The sequence below is a fragment of the Steroidobacter sp. genome (assembly GCF_036402275.1).
GTDB lineage: Bacteria > Pseudomonadota > Gammaproteobacteria > Steroidobacterales > Steroidobacteraceae > Steroidobacter.
Window position 1 is genome coordinate 1 of the sequence record NZ_DASWTF010000020.1, and the last position, 18,324, is coordinate 18,324.

Consider the following 18,324-nt stretch of genomic DNA (forward strand, 5'->3'; position numbering starts at 1 on the left):
GCGTACATGCAGCGCTTCTTCCCGGCGGACACGCAGCGCCGCCTGAAGCTCTACACCGACGACATCGCGCTCTTCACCCGCTTCCAGATCGAGAGCCAGATCGAGTCGGCGTACGCGCACAAGGTGCAGCTGCCATCGGGCGGCAGCATCGTCGTCGATTACACCGAGGCGCTGGTTTCCATCGACATCAACTCGGCGCGCGCCACGCGCGGCTCCGATATCGAAACCACGGCAACCAACACCAATCTCGAAGCCGCCGACGAAATCGCGCGGCAGCTGCGCATCCGCGACATCGGCGGGCTGATCGTCATCGACTTCATCGACATGGAGTCGCAGAAGAATCAGCGCGCCGTCGAGGATCGGCTGCGCGATGCAGTGAAGCAGGATCGCGCGCGCATTCAGATCGGTCGCATCTCCCGCTTTGGCTTGCTGGAGCTGTCGCGTCAGCGCCTGCGTCCGTCGATCGGCGAATCCGCCAGCATCAACTGCCCGCGCTGTAACGGCATGGGCTCGATTCGCAGCGTCGATTCGCTGGCGCTGGCGCTGTTGCGCCTGATCGGCGAGGAAGCGCGCAAGGACCGCACCGTCAAAGTCATCGCCCAGCTGCCGGTGGAAGTCGCCACGTATCTCATGAACGAGAAGCGTGAGTGGCTGAACAACATCGAGCACAAGAGCGCCGTGCAAGTGGTGATGGTGCCGAACAAGTACATGGAAACGCCGGCGTACGAAATTCGCCGCGTCCGTGACGACGAGGCCGGCCTGCCGGAAAACTCTGCAATCAGTCATCAGATCCCGGTCGCGCCACAACCTTCCGCCGATGACATTGCCAAGCGCGAAGAGCGGGCCGCCGCGGCGGCTCCGGCAGTCGTGACATCGACGGTGCCCTCCATTCCGCCACCGCCGACGATTGCGATGGAAACCACCATCGCGGCTCCGCAGAAGCCGGTCGAGCAGATTGGTATTTTCGTGAAGTTGTGGCGCTTCTTCTTTGGCACGGGCACGCCGACTGCGCCCGCCGCCGAGCCGGCTCGTCGAGACGGTTCGCGTCCTCGCACCGACAGCCATCGTCGCGATCGAGGTGAAGGCCGTCATGGTCGTGACCGTGGCGATCGCGATCGCCGCGGCTCGCGAGATCGTGATCGCGGTGGCAAGCACGAGAAGCACGAACAGCGTGCGGACAAGCCGGCGCAGGAAGCTCGCCGCGACGGCGGTCATCAGCAACGTCAGGATCGCAAGCCGCGCGAACATGGCGCCGATGGCGGTCGCCATGAAGCCGGTGGTCGTCCTCAACAGCAACAGCAGGCGAAGCAACAGCAACCGCAACGAGCTCCCGCTGCCGCTCCGGCATCGGCCGACGGCGTTGCTCCTGCAGCTGCCGCTGCAGGCGATGCCCAACGCTCTGGCGAGCGCTCGGACAGAGGCGAACGCGGTGAGCGCGGCGGTCGCGGTCGTCGCGGCCGGCGTCGTCGTGGTCGCGGTCGCGGCGGTGATGATGGCAACGTCGGCGGCCAGGGCGGCGAAGGCCAGGCTCATGGTGGCGGCGCTGGCGGCGGCTCCCCTGCAGAGAATGTTTCCTCCGCGCCTCGTGAGTCGAGCGGAGGTGGCGGCGATTTCGGCGGCAGCTCCGCTCCAAGTCGGCCCGAGTCGCAGCCGCGCTCGGAAGCACCGCCTCAACCGCGTACTGAAGCGCCTCGGGAACACTCGAGCGAAGCGTCTCCCCCGCCGCCGAAGCCGCGCGAGACCGAGTCACATGCTCCCGCCGCATCGAGCGGTGGCGAGAAGTACACGGTGTGGAGCTCTACGCCCAGCAGCAGTAGCAGTTCCTGGGGCGGCGGCTCGTCGCGTCGCGACGAGTAATCGACGCTGAGCGATGGATCGAAGGGCCGGCAGCAACACTGCCGGCCTTTTTGTTTGCGCTGGTTTGTTTTCTGACTTACGGCCGCTGCAGGGTGCGCAGCTCGGCCACCAGCCCACGCGCCGCCTCTTCCAGCAGATCCAGCACTTCCTCGAAGCCCTGCGCGCCGCCGTAGTACGGATCGGGCACATGTCGTGAAGCGGCGCTCGGCGCGAACTCCATCATCAAACGAATGCGCTCGTGGTGAATGGCTGGCGCGCGACGACGCAACTCCAGCAGGTTGTCCTCGTCCATCGCGAGGATCAGATCGTAGTGAGCGAAATCTTCGGCCGCGACCATGCGGGCGCGCAGTTGTGACAAATCGATGCCGCGACGTTTGGCGGCCGCGATGGAGCGACGATCCGGTGGAGCGCCGACGTGATAATCGTGCGTGCCAGCGGAGTCGATCTCGATCTGCAGCTCCGGCGCCTGCTCCGCGAGCACGTGACGAAACACGCCCTCCGCGGTGGGCGAACGGCAAATATTCCCCATACAACAAAAGAGGATGCGCTTGACGCTGCGAGTTCCCATGTTGCTCGTGACTCCGACGCGACCGTGCTGCGTGTCATTGTAGTCGCCTTGCCGAGCGAGCGTACGTCTGCTCCCCTAGTCGGAAATGCTGATGGGCGGCCGTGTAGCGGCTGCGTACAACGAGGCGAAGTTCATGACACTTTCCAAGTGCCCACATCGAAGCACAATTTTGCAGAAGGCGACCGGGTGCGGGCGCATCGCCGTCCGGAGTTTCCTGACGGTACGGTGCTCCGGCTGATGGAGCTCGGTTATTTACTGATCCGCTGGGACAGCGACGTGCTGGAGACGGCGCACCACTCAGAGCTCACCAAGGTCGCGAACAACGTCTCGCAGCATCAGTGAGCTTCAGCTGACGCCCAACACCGAGCGCACGCGAACGAGGTCGCTTTCCGTATCCACGCCCGCCGGTGGCGGCGTCGATGCAACCGCAACCACTAGTTTCATGCCCGCCTGCAAGGCGCGCAGCTGCTCCAATTTTTCAGTGAGCTCCAGCTCAGCGGGCGGCAACGCGGTCACGCGCTGTAGCGCATCGACTCGATACGCGTAGATTCCCAAATGGCGCTGCGCGCCGGTGAAATTTACCTGGCTCGTCAAACCTTGCGGCGCTCCATCGCGCGTCCACGGAATCGGTGCGCGACTGAAATACAACGCTGTGCCGTTCTGCGCTGTTACGACCTTGACGACGTTAGGATCGAGAAACTCGTGCAGACTCATGACCGGCGTCGAGAGCGTGGCGATATCCGCATCTCCATGCTGTTCCAACAAAGCGGCCACCTGCCCCACCAGCGTCGGCGGCAACAAAGGCTCATCGCCCTGCACGTTCACGACGATGGTTCGCTTGTCCCAGCCGCGCGCGCTTGCAACTTCGGCGATACGATCTGTGCCCGACAAATGATTCGTGCTGGTCATGATCGCGATCGAGCGGCCCGAACGCGGATCGATGGCGGCCGCGGCGATTCGCTCATCGTCGGTGGCCACCAGCACTTCGTCCGCGCCGCTCTGCGCGGCTTTTTCGATGACCCACTGAATCATCGGCCGACCGCCGATATCCAGCAGCGGCTTGGCGGGCAACCTCGCCGACGCGTAGCGCGCCGGAATCACGACCTTGAAACTCACTTCAATCCTTCAGCAAGGGATCCGTCGGATCCAGTTGGCGCGCCTCGTCTTCGAGCATGACGGGGATGCCGTCGCGAATCGGATAAGCGAGCCGGTCGGCGCGGCAGACCAGCAGTTGCTGCGCCTTCGCGTACTGCAAAGGCCCCTTGCAGAGCGGACAGGCCAGGATGTCTAACAATTTGGAGTCCATGGACGCTCCGGTAACTTCAGTCCAATTCAATCAACCAGGTTCGAGGGCACGATTGAGCAATCGATGAATGGCCTGCGCGTCGGCCTCGCTCATCGCGATGTCCAGGCGCACCGCCCAGCAATTCGCGAGGCGCGAAGCATCGGCCCCGGGCCGGCATTTTACTGCATCCTTCTCGGTCATCAGCACTGGCGCGCCATCGGGGAAAGAAAGATCGGCTTCGGTCAGCCGCGCATGGTCCGGCAACGGGTGCGCATCGACGGTCAAGCCCAACGCCGACAATGCATCGAAAAACGCCTGAGGGTTGCCGATGCCGGCGATTGCATGCACCCGGGTACCGACGAAACTCTGCAGTGAGCGGCGTTCTCCCGTGCCGAGCGATGCTGCATCCCCGAGCACAGGAGTGGCGACCACCGCGTTTGGAATGGCCGCTCGCGTCTGGCTCGACTGAGAACGCCGGGTCAAAACTTTCAAATCGACGCTGTTCAGCCTCGTCGCGGGCTCGCGCAGCGGCCCCGAGGGGAGCAGTCGGCCGTTACCCAAACCGCGCCGCTCATCGATCACAGCAATTTCCAGGTCGCGCGCCAGGCGATAGTGTTGCAAGCCATCATCACACAGGATGACCTGCGCGCCTCGCTCGATGGCTCGCTTCGCGTCCGCGACCCGATCAGGCCCGGCAACCACCAGCGCATTCGTGCGCGTGGCCAGCAGTACGGCCTCATCGCCTACTTCATCGGCGGATGTCTCGTTCGTCACATCGCGCGGCCACTGAGTCGAGGTGCCGCCATAGCCACGCAACACGATGCCTACACGCAGCCCTCGCGAGTGCAGTTGCTCGGCGAGCCAGATCGTCAGGGGAGTTTTACCGGTGCCGCCGACGGTGATGTTGCCGACGACGATGACCGGTCGCGTGACCCGAAAGGATTGCGACCACCCTTTTCGATACGCCAGACGACGCAGGGCCGCGACGATGGCGAACAGCCACGAGAGCGGCAACAGCAGCAGCGAGAACCACTGGGATCGACGCTCGTACCAGACGCGCTGGAAAAAGGCGTCCACGATCAGACGTTGAACTGCATCCGATGCAGCTTCGCGTACTCGCCTTGTTTCGCGATCAGCTCGGCATGCGTGCCGCTTTCGACGATCGTGCCCGCTTCGATGACCAGGATGCGGTCGGCGTTCTCTATGGTCGACAGGCGGTGCGCGATGACCAGCGTCGTCCGGTTCTGCATGAACTTTTCAAGCGCCGTCTGAATGATGCGCTCGGACTCCGAGTCGAGTTGCGAGGTGGCCTCGTCCAGAATCAGGATCGGCGCGTTTTTCAGCAAGGCGCGTGCGATGGAAATGCGCTGGCGCTGTCCGCCGGACAACAGCACGCCACGATCGCCGACCATGGTGTCCAGCCCAGCCGGCAAGTCACGCACGAATTCCGTCACCAGCGCCGCTTCGGCGGCACGTTCGATCTGCTCGTCCGTCACCTTGCGGCCGAAAGTAATGTTGGCGCGAATCGTGTCGTTGAACAGCACGACGTCCTGCGTGACCACCGCGATCTGGTCGCGCAGGTTCTGCAGCCGGTACTCGCGAATATCGTGACCGTCGAGGCGAATGCTGCCGCTATTGGGTTCGTAGAAGCGAGGCAACAGATTCACGAGCGTGGACTTGCCGCTGCCGGTCTTGCCGACGATGGCCACTCTCTCGCCCGCGGACACCTTCAAATTCACGCCGTGCAGCTTCGTCGCATCGCCCGTGGGATAAGCGAAGGAAACATTCTGGTACTCGATCTCGCCGCGCGCTTGCGCCACGACCCGATCGCCGCCCTGCGGCTCCTGATGCTCGTCGATGAGTTGAAAAATGCTCTGCCCCGCCGCGATGCCCTGCTGCAGCGGGCCGGACACGCCGACCAGCGAGCGCAGCGGCTGCGCGATGCCGACCAGCGCGACGAAGAACGCCAGCAGATCGCCCATGCTCTGGCGCCCGGCTATGGCATCGGCGATGGCGATGGACAGCACGATGGCCGAGCCGGTGGCCGTGACCATCTGCACCACTGGATTGGACAGGCCCTTGGTGAGCACCAGGCGCATATGCGAGCGGCGGTTGTGCTCGTTCACGCCTTCGAACTGCGCGGCCTGGTAATTCTCCGCGTTGTACACCTTGATGACGCGCGGCGCATCCAATGTTTCCTTGGCGATGCGCGTGATGTCGCCCATCGAATCCTGAATGCGGTGGCTGTAACGGCGGAACTTCTTGTTGATGATGCCGATCAGCCAGGCCACCAGCGGGCCCATGATGAGCGCGATGGCCGCGAGCCGCGCGTTGAAATAAAACAAGGCGACGATGGAGCCGACGATGGTCAGCGCCTCGCGCAGCGTGATCAGGACCGAATCGGTGGCCGCCTGGCCGATCTGCTCGGTGTTGTGGGTGAGCTTGGTCAGCAGCACGCTGCTCGAGTTGCGATCGAAATAGCTCACCGGCAAGCTCACGATCCGTTCGAAGATCTGCCCGCGCAGGCGCTTGACGATGCGCCGCCCGACATAGCCCATGCAGTACGTCTGGGTGAAATCGCCCAGACCGCGCAGCAGGAACAAACCGATCAGGGCCAGGGGCAGCCAGACGATGGTGCGCGGATCGCGATTCTCGAAAGTGCCGTCGCCGAACACTTTGGCGAACGCCGTGAAGCTCACCATGCTGATCGAGAACACGATGGCGCCGAGCATCCCCAGCGCGAACATGCCGCGGTGAGGACGCAGATAACCGATCAGCCGTCTATAAGTGCGCCAAGCGTCGGCTGGAATGGGGGCCTTCGAGCCGCGATCGGGAGGTGACATGGTCGCGTAGTGTAGTCGCTATTGGGCCGCGGCCGAAGTGCTCTGATCGTTGACGGTGGCAATACTGATGGCTTTGAAGCCGAGGCGGCCGAGCACGTCCATGGCCGTGACCACGGATTGATGCGTGCTGCGGGCATCGGCGCGGATGGTGACGGGCAGATCCCGGCGCTCGCCGGCCAGCTTGGAAACCGCGGCCGACAGCGTCGAGGGGCTGGTGTTGATCAGCACCTGACCGTTGACGCGATACTCGCCGGTGGCGGTCACGGCCACCTCGATGGGATCCTTCTTCTGCTCCGCCGCCGGCTCGTTGCTGGCCTGAGGCAATTGCAGCTTGATGCGCGACTCGTCCACGAAGGTGGTCGAGACCATGAAAAAAATCAGCAGCAGCAACACCACGTCGATCAGCGACGTGAGGTTCATTTCCGGTTCTTCGTGGTCCTTCGGCCGCAGGTTCATGCCATCTCTCTCGCCTGGGCTTCCAACGCCTCGACCAGCTTGATGGCTTCTTTTTCCATCTGCACCACCAGCGTCTGCACGCGGCCCCGCAGATACTTATAAGCCAGCAGCGCCGGAATCGCGACCGTAAGGCCCGCAGCGGTGGTGATCAGCGCCTCGGCGATGCCGCCCGCCAGGCTGGCCGGGTTGCCGATGCCGGCGGTGGTGATGGCGTTGAAGGTGCGGATCATGCCGAACACGGTGCCGAGCAGGCCCATCAGCGGCGACAGCGACGCGATGGTGCCGAGCGTGCCGATGAAGCGGTCCAGCTCGTGCACCACGTGCCGGCCGGTGTCTTCGATGGCTTCGCGGATCACGACGCGATCGCGAAAGCGATTGGCCAGGCCCGCCGCGAGAATCTTGCCGAGCGGCGAGTTCTGCTGAAGCGCGGCGATGTGCTTGTCCTGGATCTGCTGCTGCTCCACCCACTTCCACACCTTTTCGGTGAGCTCGGCGGGCAGGACTCGCTTGGTCTGCAGGGTCCAGAGACGTTCCAGAAAAATGGCTGCGGTCACGATGGAGGCGAGAATGATGGGCCCCATCATGATGCCGCCGGCTTTCACGATTTCGAACATGAGTGTGTGAGCGACCGTGTGTAAGGAGCCGGGTTATTCGCCGCATGTTAGCAGCTTTCGTCGCAGGGGCATCATTACCGGGTCCAGTAACGTCGCCGTGTGTGACGCTGCTCAAAAAGTTGGGCGACGACTCGTCCCTCGTGAGGGACGAAACGCACGTGGAGCGCGCCGCTGGCGCTGGTTTCGTAGGTGCGCGCGCCCGCGGCTCGCCAGCGTTCGACCACAGCCGGACGTGGGAAATTCCAGCGATTGCGATAGCCGGTGGAAAAAATTGTCACATCCGGTCGCACGGCGGCGACGAATAGCGAACTCGACGAAGTGTCACTGCCGTGATGAGGCGCGACCGCCACGCTCGCCGTCGACAGGCCGCGCTCCAGCAGCTCGCGTTCGGCGTCGGCTTCGATGTCGCCGGTCAACAATGCTGAACCGTCGCGGCCTCGAATCGACAGCACGCACGAGCCGTCGTTGCGGCGTCGGGATTCAGTCTGCGCTCCGGAATCCGGCTCGGGATGCAGGACCATGAAGGTCACATCGTCCCATTGCCATTGCTGCCCACGCCGGCACTCGACCTTGCCCGGCGGCGCCTGCCTCACCGATGCGCCGACGAACACAGCTCGCACTGGCAAGGCCGCGAGCACATCGAGCAGGCCGCCGCTGTGATCCTGATCGCCGTGACTCACCATCAGCATGTCGAGACGGCGCACGTCGGCGTGACGTAGAAATGGCAGCACCGCGAGTTCGGCGGCGCTGCGACCCGATTGAAACGCCGGGCCGGTGTCATATAGAAGCGCGTGCGAATGAGTTCGCACGACGACCGCGAGCCCCTGCCCCACATCGAGCACGGTCAGTTCGAATGTGCCTGGCGCCGGAGTGGGCGCGCGATAAAACATCATCGGCAGACACAGGACCGCGCCCGCCACTCGCAGGGGCCAGATGGCCGGCAGCATCAACAAAGAGACGCCCGCCAGCAATGCGATGAACACGGGAAGCGACGGCTGCGGCGCGTGCCAAACGGCCAACGGATGTCGCGCCAGCCATTCCAGCAATGGCCAGCCCGCCTCCAATAGCATCGTCGGGAATTCGAGCAGCAGCGCACCGGCGGCCGAATGTATGGTCGCCGCGAGCGTTCCGAGCAACACGCCCGGCACGATCAACAGTGTGAATGCGGGAGCGGCGACGGCATTCGCAAGCGGCGCCACCAGGGACAAGTTGCCAAAAGCCACCAGCAAGACCGGAATCAATCCGATGGTCACGGCCAGTTGCACGCGCCCGAAGCTGACGATCGCGCTTTCCCGGACCACGCGGCCTGAAGTGGCCATCAAAATCACCAGCACCGCGACGAACGACAGCCACGCGCCTACTGCCAACGGCGCGAAAGGATCGAGTAGCAGAATCACTATCAAGGCCAGACTCAGCGAGCGGCCGATGGCGAGCGTTCGACGCCCCCAGCGCAGGCCGAAATAAATACATAGCATCACCAGAGTACGCTGGGTGGGAACGGACAATCCGGCGAGCACCGAGTAGATCACCGCCGCCGACAGGCCCGCGAGCACCTGACCATGCATGGCTGTAAGACCGAGCGATTGCGCACGACGCCAGCGAACAATGTTTCCACCGCACCAGGCCGCGAGCATGGCGACCATGCCGATATGCAAACCCGAGATCGCCATCAAATGAGTTGTGCCGGTAGCAGCGAATACGCGCCACTGCTCCACGGTCATGGCGCGCGTGTCGCCAATCGCCAGTCCCTGCAATACACCGAGCATCTCGTGCCCGCCGACGGCATCGGCGATGCGCGTCCCGATCCACGCTCGCACTCGGGCAATTACATAGCCCTCCGCCGGACCTTCGATGCGACGATTGCTTTCGGCCTCGCGCACGTAGCCAGTCGCGCCCAGACCTTCACGAAACAAATAACCTTCGTAATCGAATCCGCCCGGATTGGCGAACCCGTTGCGACGTTTCAATCGAACGGTGAGCTGCCACTCTTCGCCAGGCTGCGGCGTAGCGGGCGCGCGAAACCACGTCAGGCGCAGACGCGCGGGCACGTCGTCCGCAGCATCGATGACTTCGAACACAAACTGAGGATCCACGCTCGAATCGGGCAACGACGCGATGAAGCCACGGACGGCAAGATCCCGACCTTCGAGCGCCGGCGGCAAATCGTCCGCCAGGCGTAGCGCTGCATGACTCCACGCCCACGACACACCCAGCAGCGCCCCCGCCACCGCCGTTCGAAATGCAGATCCGCCCGGCCAGCGCGCCGCGAGCCGCCCGCTCGCGAGCGTCATCAGCAGTGCGAGTGCGAGCATCGCCAGCCCGGCGGGACTCGGCAGCCTCGCCAAGCTATGCACGACGCAATGACCCGCAAGAAACGCCAAGGCAATCGCACCCATTGCGCCTCCTTGCGCGTGCGCCAGTTCGCCCTCCGAGTGCGCGGGAAACTCACCACGCACACCTGAAGAAACCATCGCGACGGACCGCCGCCGCTGAGATAATCGTCGCCCGCTCCTCGCCCACCCCACCGCATGCCAAGACAACTCTTCAAGCCACTGAGCCGCCAGCGTCACCGCTGGAAGGAACGCTGGTTCATGCGGCCGTTCCGTCTGCTGCTGGAACATCCGGTGTACTGGAGCCTGAATCGTCGCAGCGTCACGCGCGCGTTCGCGCTCGGTCTGCTGATCGCATTCGTGCCGATCCCCGTCCACTTTCTGCTCGCGACCCTGCTCGCACTGGCGCTGCGGTTGAACGTGCCGGCCGCGATCGTCGGCACCTTTCTGGCGAATCCGTTCACCATGGTGCCCATGTACATGGGCGCTTACTGGGTAGGCTGCAGTCTGCTCGGCATCTCCGGCAGCAACATCGCCTTCGACATGAGCTGGGAGTGGCTGACCACGGCGCTGATCCCCATCTGGAAACCGTTCCTGCTGGGATGCCTCGTGCTCGGCTCGGCCGCGGCGGTCAGCGGCTACGTGTTACTCGGCGGCGTGTGGCATCTCAGCCTGGTGCTCAAATATCACGAGCGCAAGGGCGCCACGAACGCGAAAAGTTCGTTGAAAGGCGAGAAATAGCGTTACGAATGCAGCTTGCCGTCGGTTAGCGTCAGCGAACGCTGCAGTTGGGCAGCCAGCTCCGGGGCGTGAGTCACGATGATCAGCGCGGTGCCGAGCTCGCGATTGAGCTCCAGCATCAGTTCGAACACCTGCCGCGCGTTCGCACCATCGAGATTGCCGGTGGGCTCATCGGCGAGCACCACGGGCGGCTTCGTCACCAAGGCTCGCGCGACAGCCGCGCGCTGGCGTTCACCGCCGGAAAGCTGCCCTGGGCGATGTTCGAGCCGCGCGCCCAAGCCCACGCGCTCCAACAACTGTTTCGCCTGCGCGCGCGCCTCTGCGACCGACACGCGCCGAATCAGCAGCGGCATGGCGACGTTCTCCAAGGCTGTGAATTCGGGCAGCAGGTGATGGAACTGATACACGAAGCCCATCGCCCGATTGCGCAGATCGCCGCGCTCCTTGTCCGAGAGCTGATTGATCTGCTGACCCGCGATGCTCACCGTGCCCGAGGTGGGCAGATCCAGCCCGCCCAACAGCTGCAGCAGAGTGGTCTTGCCCGAGCCGGACGCGCCGACGATCGCGACGCGCTCGCCCGGATGGATCGCAAGGTCGATACCTTTGAGCACTTCCACGCGGGTGTCGCCCTGCTGGAAATGTTTGGTCAGATTGTTACAGGCCAAAACCGGTTCGGACATGGTTTCTCTAGCGATTTCTTTGGGTTTGTTCTCAATCATGCCGCAGCGCCTGCGCGGGCTGAGTGCGCGCAGCGCGCCATGCCGGGTACAGCGTCGACAGAGAGCACAGCAGGAACGTCGTCAGACTGATCTTGATCACATCCGGCCATTGCACCGTGGCCGGCAGGTCGCTGATGTAATAGACCTTGGCGTCCAGGAAGTGCATGCCCAGCACCGCTTCCAGCGCGTGGATCAATGTTTCCAGATTCACCGAGATCAGCACGCCCAGCGCGACGCCCGCGACGGTGCCGATGAAACCGATGGTCGTCCCCTGCGTGATGAAGATCTTCAGGATGCCCCGCGGCGAAGCGCCGATAGTGCGCAGGATGGCGATGTCGGCGCGTTTGTCCTTCACCACCATCACCAGCGTGGACACGATATTGAACGCCGCCACCGCCACCACCAACAGCAGGATCAGAAACATCGCCGACTTGGTGAGCTGAATGGAGCGGAAGAAATTGGCGTGCTTGCGCGTCCAGTCGTCGATGTAATAACCGCCGCCGAGCGACAGCGCCAGCTCGCGCACCAACTGAGGCGCGAGGAACATATCCGTGAGCTTCAAGCGCACGCCGGTGACCTGATCGCCCATGCGATACAGTCGCGCCGCGTCCTCCATGTTCACGTACGCCATGTTGCGATCGAACTCGTACATGGCGGCGTTGAAAATGCCGACCACCTTGAAGCCACGGTGGCGCGGCATCACTCCGACAGGCGTCGTGTTCCGCTGCGATGTCACGACGATCACGCGATCTCCCAGCGAGACTCCAAGCTCTTTCGCCAGCTCCGAGCCCAGCACGATGCCGTAGCTGCCGGCCTTCAGCTCGTCGAACGAGCCGGACGCCATCTTCTCGGTGATCGAGGTTACTTTGCGTTCGTAGTCGGCCAGCACGCCTGTGATCATCGCGCCGCTGCTCTTGGAGCCCGAGATCAGCAACGCCTGCGCTTCGATGTATGGAGCGGACGCCACCACATCGGGATGCTCGCCGATCTTCGCGGCCGTGCCCTCCCAGTCCGGCAGGCCGGAGCCGAAGGCGCTGATCGAAGCATGCGAGGTGAGACTCAGAATGCGGCCGCGCACCTCCTGCTCGAAGCCATTCATCACCGACAGCACCACGATGAGCACTGCCACGCCGATGGCGATGCCGAGCATGGAGATCGTGGAAATGAAGGAAACGAACCGGTTGCCGCGATTGGAGCGCAGATAACGGCGGCCGATGAGGAACTCGTAACGCTTACTCATAGCGCAACGCTTCCGCCGGCTCGGTCGCGGCGCCACGCAGCGACGGATAGATCGTCGCGAGCACAGTGAGCACCAGGGCCGTGAGCGTGATGGCGGCGACCTGCGGCCACTGCACTTCCGAAGGCATATCGGAGATCACGAACACGGTGGGATCGAACACCTTCGTGCCCGCCAGCCCTTCTAGGAACGGCACGATGGTGCCGACGTTGAATGCGAGCAGCAGGCCGACGATGAGGCCCAGCAGCGCGCCGAACCAGCCTATGAGCACGCCTTGGGTCATGAACACGCCGATGACATCACGCGGCGTCATACCCACGGTGCGCAGAATCGCGATATCGGTGCGCTTCTCGTTCACGACCATCACCAGCGCCGCAACGATGTTGAATGCGGCCACCGCTACGATGAGCATCAGGATCAAGCTCATCATGGTCTTCTCGATGCGCACGGCGCGGAAGTAGCTGGCGTTTTCGATGGACCAATCGCTCACTTTGAATTGGCCGCCGAGCGCCTGATTGATCTGCGGCGAGCGCACTGGCGCGGCGAAGATGTCGTTGAACTTCAATCGCAGCCCGCCGGGAATTCCGTGCGTGCCGGCGAGCCCGGAGGCGTCCTGGAGATGAACCAGGCCGAGCATGTTGTCGAGCTCCTGCGCGCCGGCTTCGAACACGCCACTGACGATGAAATTCTGAATGCGCGGCTTCAGGTCGATGCCAGCGATGGCGCCTTCACCGCCGTTCGACATCGCGGGCACGAGCACGGTGATCTCGTCACCCACGCGCGCATCGAGCGCATACGCGAGCCCGGAGCCAAGAATGATGTGCTGCTCGCCCGGGATGAGATCGCTGAAGCTGCCCACCTGCATATGAGCGGCGACATCGGAGACCTGCGGCTCGAATTCGGGATCGACGCCGCGAATCAGCGCGGCGCGCATATCCTCGCCCCGGCCGATCATGCCCTGCAGTTCGGTATAGGGCGCGACGCCGACGACGCCCTCTTCCTTGCGAATCCGGTCCGCGATGACCGGCCAGTCCTTCAGTTGTTCAGGTTCGCCGGACAGGGTGGCGTGAGAGGCCAGGCTCAGCAGGCGGCCGCGCATTTCGCCCTCCAGCCCGTTCATGACCGAAATGACCGTGATCAGCGCCGACACCCCGACGCAAATGCCCAGCATCGAAACCCAACTGATGAATGAGACGAAGAAGCCTTGACTGCGGCTGCGCACGTAGCGCAGCCCGATGTAGAGCGGCAGGGGGTGGAACATGTCTCTCCTTTGGGCGCGCAAGGCTACCCTGCCCCGGTCCTTATGGAAACTGGCCCTGAAATGTGAACTGGGACAACAAATCGGGGCCTCGTGCTTGGCCCTTATGTAAGGGCTGCTATAGAGTCCCGGCGGTCCTGCGTTGCGCCTCTGGCGCACGATCAAAAGTGGGGCCGTAAAGGAATCCCGTTTGGGAGGGTGCATGAGCTTTCAGATTCGCCCGAAATTGCGTAGCAAGCTGCCACAGCTGGTGGCCGGCCTGGCCCTCGCCATCGCCGCCGCCTCGTCTGCGTCCGCCGACGAGCTGACCACCCCTCCCGCCCCGACTGCCGGCGAGCAGGCCAACCGCCCCGCCCGCGGCATGTCCATGGAAAAGGTCGAAGCGACCTTCGGCGCGCCCACCAACCGCGCCCCGGCTGTCGGCGAACCGCCGATCACCCGCTGGGAATACCCCGGCTTCGTGGTCTATTTCGAGCATCAGTACGTCATCCATACAGTGGGCGTGGGCTAACCCACGTCCCTGATTCGATCTGCGCCTCCGGCGCAAGTCCCGCTCTGGTAGAGTCGTCGGCTCTTCGGGGACGCCTGCGGGCGTCGGCCCGAGTGTCCGCTATTTGGCCATTTCTATTGGAATGGGCGCCCAAGCGCCCCATTAGACGAGCCGATGACCGACTCCGAACGTCCGCTTCTTCCCAGCCGTGCGCAACTGCAAGTTCGTTGGGGCCAGCTCTACGGCTCCGCGACTTCCCTCTGGTTAGCCGAGGCCGCGCGCAAATCCTCCGGCCCGCTCCTGGTGATCGCGCACGATGCGCGGCAGGCCAGTCGCACCGAGGACGAACTGCGCTTCTTTTGCGAGCCCGGCACCTCGATTGAAACTTTTGCCGGCTGGGAGACGCTGCCTTACGACCTGTTCTCTCCCCATCCCGACATCGTTTCGCAACGGTTGCGACTGCTGTCGACGCTGCCCCGACTGACTCGGGGCATCGTCATCGTCGATCTGGAAACGATGCTGCAGCGATTGCCGCCGCAGGCCTATATCGACGCGCATGCCTTCGATCTGCGCGCCGGCGAGACCTTCGATGTCGCCGCGTTTCGCGAGCGGTTGACCGGCGCGGGCTACGTCGCGAGCTCACAAGTGATGGCGCCAGGCGAGTTCGCGGTGCGCGGCTCCATCGTCGATCTGTATCCGATGGGCAGCGACTCGCCCTATCGCCTCGACATGTTCGACGACGAAGTCGAATCGATTCGCAAGTTCGATGCCGAGACCCAGCGTTCCGGCGACAAAGTGCCCGCCCTGCGGTTGCTGCCGGCTCGCGAGTTTCCGCTGACCGCCGAAGGGATCCAGAACTTCAAGCGCCGCTTCCGCAATCGCTTTCCTGGCGATCTCACGCGCATGTCGATCTATCGCGATATCGCGGAAGGCGCGCCGCCGCCGGGCATCGAATATTACCTGCCGCTGTTCTTCGATCGCACGGCGACGCTGCTGGATTATCTGCCGCCGAACACCATCATCGCCGTCGAGCGCGAGATCGATTCGATGGCGACTCAGGCGTTCACCGAAGTCGAAACGCGTTACGAGCAGCGCGGGCACGATGTCGATCGTCCCATCCTGCTGCCGCGCGAAGTGTTCATGCCGGTCGCGGAGTTCATGCAGCGCATGACTTCGTATCGGCGCATCGAGTTGTCGCGCGTCGAGCTGGATCCGCTGACTCAAACTCTGCCCTATCAGAATTTCGCGACTCGCGTGCCACCGAGCTTGCGCGTCGATCAACGCAGCGAAGAGCCCGCGCGCGAGCTGGTGAACTTCCTCGGCTCGTTCCAGGGCCGCGTGCTGCTGGCCGCCGAATCCGCCGGTCGTCGCGAGATGCTGATCGATCTGCTGCACAAGAGTCACTTGCGACCTCAGCTGATCGACAGCTGGTCCGCCTTCAACGCCAGCAAGGAACGACTGGCGATCACCGTGTCGCCCATCTCGACCGGCTTGCAGCTGGACGAGCCGCCGCTCGCGCTGATCGCCGAAGAACAATTGTTCGGCGAGCGCGCCCGTCAGGAACGGCGTCGCCGCCGGCCCGAGCGCGATCCCGAAAAAATCATTCGCGACCTCACCGACCTGCATGCCGGCTCGCCGGTGGTGCACGAGGAATATGGCGTCGGCCGTTTCGTGGGCCTGACGACGCTCGATGTCGGCGGCCTCACCAGCGAGTTCCTGGTGCTCGAATATGCCGAAGGCGACAAGCTGTACGTTCCGGTGCAGGCGCTGGATCTCGTCAGCCGCTACACCGGCGCGCCGGCCGAACAAGCGCCACTGCATAAGCTCGGCGGCGATGCTTGGGAAAAGGCGCGAAAGAAGGCTGCGCAGCGCATTCGCGATACAGCGGCCGAGCTGCTGGATTTGTACTCGCGTCGTGCCGCGCGTCAGGGCGAACAGTTGGTTGTGCCAGAAGACGATCTGCGCGCGTTCGAAGCCGCGTTCAAATTCGAAGAAACGCCCGATCAGGCGCAAGCCATTCGCTCGGTGGTGGAGGATCTCGGCAGCGGGCGGCCGATGGATCGCGTGGTCTGCGGCGACGTGGGCTTCGGTAAAACCGAAGTCGCGCTACGCGCCGCGTTCGTCGCCGTGCAGGCGGGCAAGCAGGTCGCGGTGCTCGTGCCCACCACGCTGCTGGCGCAACAGCACTATCAAACATTCGCCGACCGCTTCGCCGATTGGCCGGTCCGGGTCGAGTCGCTGTCTCGATTCCGAACCACCAAAGAAGTCAATCAGGTCATGGAAACGCTCGAGTCCGGACAGACGGACATCGTCGTCGGCACGCATCGCCTGCTGCAATCGGGCGTGAAGTTCGCGCGTCTCGGCCTGGTGATCATCGACGAAGAGCATCGCTTCGGCGTCAAGGACAAGGAGAAGCTGAAACAATTCCGGGCGGAAGTGGACGTGTTGACGCTCACGGCCACGCCGATCCCGCGTACGTTGAACATGGCGATGGGCGGCTTGCGCGAGCTTTCGTTGATTACGACTCCGCCCGTGTCGCGACTGTCCATCAAGACCTTCGTGTCGCAATGGGATACCGCCACCATTCGCGAGGCCTGCCTTCGTGAGCTCCGCCGCGGCGGACAGATTTATTTCCTGCACAACAGCGTCGATACCATCGAGAAGACGGCGCGTACGCTCGCAGAATTGGTGCCTGAAGCGCGCATCGCTGTCGGCCATGGCCAGATGCGGGAACGTGAGCTGGAACAAGTGATGCTCGACTTCTACCACCAGCGCTCCAATCTGCTGGTGTGTACCACCATCGTCGAGAGCGGCATCGACGTGCCGTCGGCGAACACGATCATCATCGATCGCGCCGACAAGCTGGGTCTTGCGCAGCTACATCAGCTGCGCGGACGCGTCGGTCGCTCGCATCACCAGGCGTATGCATATCTGATGACGCCGCCGCGCAATCTCATGACTGCGGATGCGGTGAAACGTCTCGAAGCCATCGAGTCGCTCGAAGATCTCGGCGCGGGCTTCACGCTCGCCACGCACGACTTGGAAATCCGCGGCGCCGGCGAACTGCTGGGCGAGGAACAGAGCGGACAGATCCAGGAGATCGGTTACGCGCTGTATATGGAAATGCTGGAGCGCGCGGTGAATGCGCTGAAGTCGGGCAAGGTGCCGCAGCTCGATGAGCCCATGCATCAAGGGCCCGAAGTGGATCTGCATGCGCCGTCGTTGCTGCCGGATGAATATCTGCCGGACGTGCATCTGCGGCTCGTGCTGTACAAGCGCATCGCTGCGGCCAAGACGCCTGAAGAGTTACGCGAGCTGCAGGTGGAGATGATCGATCGCTTCGGTCTGCTGCCGCCGCCGGCGAAGAACCTGTTCCGCATCGCCGAGTTCAAACAAACGGCGCGTGCATTGGGCCTGCGCAAGATCGACATCGGTTTTGGCGGCGGCTCGGTTACGTTCGAGAGCGACACCAAGGTCGAGCCCGGCGCGCTGATCCGCTTCGTTCAGCGAAACTCGCGCACCCATCGCCTGGAAGGCGGCAACAAGCTCAAGTTCACCATGAACCTCGAGCAGGAGGAGCTGCGTTTCACCGCCGTGGAGCAGTTGCTCACCGAGCTGAGCCGCACATCTCCGACTCCAGCCGAGCTGGCGGCAGAAAAGGCTCGCGAAAAAACCATCGCCACCGCTGTCGCCAAAACCAATCAGCCCAAGACGCCGCCGCCCAAGCCGACGGTGAGTTACAAATCTGGGTCGGGTAAACGTTTCAAGCGATGAAGCGTCGGTGGCTCGCGGCGGCTGTCGGGGGGAAGTGTCCTCCCGGCACCGCTGCACCCGCCTCGCCACGCTGTACGCGTGTCGCCTGCTCGTACGTCCATGTAGCGCTATTGGGTCAACGTCCATGTTGATCCCAATTGCCGGGAGAACAC

At 63.5% G+C, this 18,324-nt stretch carries 16 protein-coding genes; 5 read left to right on the forward strand and 11 right to left on the reverse strand.

Annotated elements, in window-relative coordinates; translation table 11 throughout:
- Positions 1 to 1,857, forward strand: a 1,857-nt coding sequence (locus VGD45_RS10770; RefSeq protein WP_331155301.1) for a ribonuclease E/G, incomplete at its 5' end; no start/stop codon positions are given.
- 76 nt (positions 1,858 to 1,933) lie between these two features.
- Here VGD45_RS10770 and VGD45_RS10775 read toward each other — a convergent pair.
- Positions 1,934 to 2,425 carry a low molecular weight protein-tyrosine-phosphatase gene (locus VGD45_RS10775; RefSeq protein WP_331155302.1) on the reverse strand — a complete coding sequence of 164 codons (492 nt, stop codon included), beginning with the start codon at positions 2,423 to 2,425 and terminating at the stop codon, positions 1,934 to 1,936.
- A gap of 147 nt (positions 2,426 to 2,572) precedes the next feature.
- On the opposite strand from VGD45_RS10775, the gene VGD45_RS10780 reads away from it, so the two are divergent.
- Positions 2,573 to 2,767: a hypothetical protein gene (locus VGD45_RS10780; RefSeq protein ID WP_331155303.1), complete on the forward strand. Its 195-nt coding sequence runs from the start codon at positions 2,573 to 2,575 to the stop codon at positions 2,765 to 2,767.
- A 3-nt stretch (positions 2,768 to 2,770) separates the two neighbouring features.
- Here VGD45_RS10780 and kdsB read toward each other — a convergent pair whose 3' ends face one another.
- From kdsB to VGD45_RS10815, 7 genes are all read right to left on the reverse strand, one after another.
- Complete coding sequence (gene kdsB / locus VGD45_RS10785) at positions 2,771 to 3,541, reverse strand: 3-deoxy-manno-octulosonate cytidylyltransferase (RefSeq protein ID WP_331155304.1); 771 nt, start codon at positions 3,539 to 3,541, stop codon at positions 2,771 to 2,773.
- A gap of 1 nt (position 3,542) precedes the next feature.
- Positions 3,543 to 3,731 (reverse strand): Trm112 family protein, encoded by a 189-nt coding sequence (locus VGD45_RS10790; RefSeq protein WP_331155305.1) that lies wholly within the window; start codon positions 3,729 to 3,731, stop codon positions 3,543 to 3,545.
- A gap of 30 nt (positions 3,732 to 3,761) precedes the next feature.
- On the reverse strand, positions 3,762 to 4,787 hold the full coding sequence (gene lpxK, locus VGD45_RS10795) for a tetraacyldisaccharide 4'-kinase (protein ID WP_331155306.1): 1,026 nt from the start codon (positions 4,785 to 4,787) through the stop codon (positions 3,762 to 3,764).
- Between the two features lie 2 nt (positions 4,788 to 4,789).
- Positions 4,790 to 6,553: a lipid A export permease/ATP-binding protein MsbA gene (msbA, locus tag VGD45_RS10800; protein WP_331155307.1), complete on the reverse strand. Its 1,764-nt coding sequence runs from the start codon at positions 6,551 to 6,553 to the stop codon at positions 4,790 to 4,792.
- An 18-nt stretch (positions 6,554 to 6,571) separates the two neighbouring features.
- Positions 6,572 to 7,009 carry a biopolymer transporter ExbD gene (locus VGD45_RS10805; RefSeq protein WP_331155308.1) on the reverse strand — a complete coding sequence of 146 codons (438 nt, stop codon included), beginning with the start codon at positions 7,007 to 7,009 and terminating at the stop codon, positions 6,572 to 6,574.
- Positions 7,006 to 7,623, reverse strand: coding sequence for a MotA/TolQ/ExbB proton channel family protein (locus tag VGD45_RS10810; protein ID WP_331155309.1), 618 nt, complete (start codon positions 7,621 to 7,623; stop codon positions 7,006 to 7,008). The genes VGD45_RS10805 and VGD45_RS10810 overlap by 4 nt, the downstream gene beginning before the upstream one ends.
- 74 nt (positions 7,624 to 7,697) lie before the next feature.
- The gene (locus VGD45_RS10815) at positions 7,698 to 10,019 is read right to left on the reverse strand and encodes a DNA internalization-related competence protein ComEC/Rec2 (RefSeq protein WP_331155310.1); all 2,322 of its coding nucleotides are present in this window, start codon (positions 10,017 to 10,019) and stop codon (positions 7,698 to 7,700) included.
- A 132-nt stretch (positions 10,020 to 10,151) separates the two neighbouring features.
- On the opposite strand from VGD45_RS10815, the gene VGD45_RS10820 reads away from it, so the two are divergent.
- Entirely contained in the window at positions 10,152 to 10,694 is a 543-nt protein-coding gene (locus VGD45_RS10820) for a DUF2062 domain-containing protein (RefSeq protein WP_331155311.1), read from the forward strand.
- A gap of 2 nt (positions 10,695 to 10,696) precedes the next feature.
- Here the strand turns inward: VGD45_RS10820 and lolD are convergent, their stop codons facing one another.
- The 3 genes from lolD to VGD45_RS10835 are packed head-to-tail and all read right to left on the reverse strand — an operon-like array spanning position 10,697 to position 13,911.
- The gene (gene lolD, locus VGD45_RS10825; protein WP_331155312.1) at positions 10,697 to 11,374 is read right to left on the reverse strand and encodes a lipoprotein-releasing ABC transporter ATP-binding protein LolD; all 678 of its coding nucleotides are present in this window, start codon (positions 11,372 to 11,374) and stop codon (positions 10,697 to 10,699) included.
- 31 nt (positions 11,375 to 11,405) lie between these two features.
- Positions 11,406 to 12,653 (reverse strand): lipoprotein-releasing ABC transporter permease subunit, encoded by a 1,248-nt coding sequence (locus tag VGD45_RS10830; RefSeq protein ID WP_331155313.1) that lies wholly within the window; start codon positions 12,651 to 12,653, stop codon positions 11,406 to 11,408.
- Positions 12,646 to 13,911, reverse strand: a complete 1,266-nt coding sequence (locus VGD45_RS10835) for a lipoprotein-releasing ABC transporter permease subunit (protein ID WP_331155314.1) — start codon at positions 13,909 to 13,911, stop codon at positions 12,646 to 12,648. Before VGD45_RS10835 ends, VGD45_RS10830 begins: the two co-directional genes overlap by 8 nt.
- Positions 13,912 to 14,110: 199 nt before the next feature.
- Here VGD45_RS10835 and VGD45_RS10840 point away from each other — a divergent pair, with 199 nt between their 5' ends.
- The gene (locus VGD45_RS10840; protein ID WP_331155315.1) at positions 14,111 to 14,419 is read left to right on the forward strand and encodes a hypothetical protein; all 309 of its coding nucleotides are present in this window, start codon (positions 14,111 to 14,113) and stop codon (positions 14,417 to 14,419) included.
- Between the two features lie 153 nt (positions 14,420 to 14,572).
- The gene (gene mfd / locus VGD45_RS10845) at positions 14,573 to 18,172 is read left to right on the forward strand and encodes a transcription-repair coupling factor (RefSeq protein WP_331155316.1); all 3,600 of its coding nucleotides are present in this window, start codon (positions 14,573 to 14,575) and stop codon (positions 18,170 to 18,172) included.
- Positions 18,173 to 18,324: the final 152 nt, after the last annotated feature.

What these genes read in the sequence shown, in the direction of transcription:
- VGD45_RS10775 (WP_331155302.1), bottom strand. Translation starts at nt 2,425, where the DNA reads ATGGGAACTCGCAGCGTCAAGCGCATCCTCTTTTGTTGTATGGGGAAT.
- VGD45_RS10790 (WP_331155305.1), bottom strand. Translation starts at nt 3,731, where the DNA reads ATGGACTCCAAATTGTTAGACATCCTGGCCTGTCCGCTCTGCAAGGGG.
- msbA (WP_331155307.1), bottom strand. Translation starts at nt 6,553, where the DNA reads ATGTCACCTCCCGATCGCGGCTCGAAGGCCCCCATTCCAGCCGACGCT.
- VGD45_RS10805 (WP_331155308.1), bottom strand. Translation starts at nt 7,009, where the DNA reads ATGAACCTGCGGCCGAAGGACCACGAAGAACCGGAAATGAACCTCACG.
- VGD45_RS10810 (WP_331155309.1), bottom strand. Translation starts at nt 7,623, where the DNA reads ATGTTCGAAATCGTGAAAGCCGGCGGCATCATGATGGGGCCCATCATT.
- VGD45_RS10815 (WP_331155310.1), bottom strand. Translation starts at nt 10,019, where the DNA reads ATGGGTGCGATTGCCTTGGCGTTTCTTGCGGGTCATTGCGTCGTGCAT.
- VGD45_RS10820 (WP_331155311.1), top strand. Translation starts at nt 10,152, where the DNA reads ATGCCAAGACAACTCTTCAAGCCACTGAGCCGCCAGCGTCACCGCTGG.
- lolD (WP_331155312.1), bottom strand. Translation starts at nt 11,374, where the DNA reads ATGTCCGAACCGGTTTTGGCCTGTAACAATCTGACCAAACATTTCCAG.
- VGD45_RS10830 (WP_331155313.1), bottom strand. Translation starts at nt 12,653, where the DNA reads ATGAGTAAGCGTTACGAGTTCCTCATCGGCCGCCGTTATCTGCGCTCC.
- VGD45_RS10835 (WP_331155314.1), bottom strand. Translation starts at nt 13,911, where the DNA reads ATGTTCCACCCCCTGCCGCTCTACATCGGGCTGCGCTACGTGCGCAGC.
- VGD45_RS10840 (WP_331155315.1), top strand. Translation starts at nt 14,111, where the DNA reads ATGAGCTTTCAGATTCGCCCGAAATTGCGTAGCAAGCTGCCACAGCTG.
- mfd (WP_331155316.1), top strand. Translation starts at nt 14,573, where the DNA reads ATGACCGACTCCGAACGTCCGCTTCTTCCCAGCCGTGCGCAACTGCAA.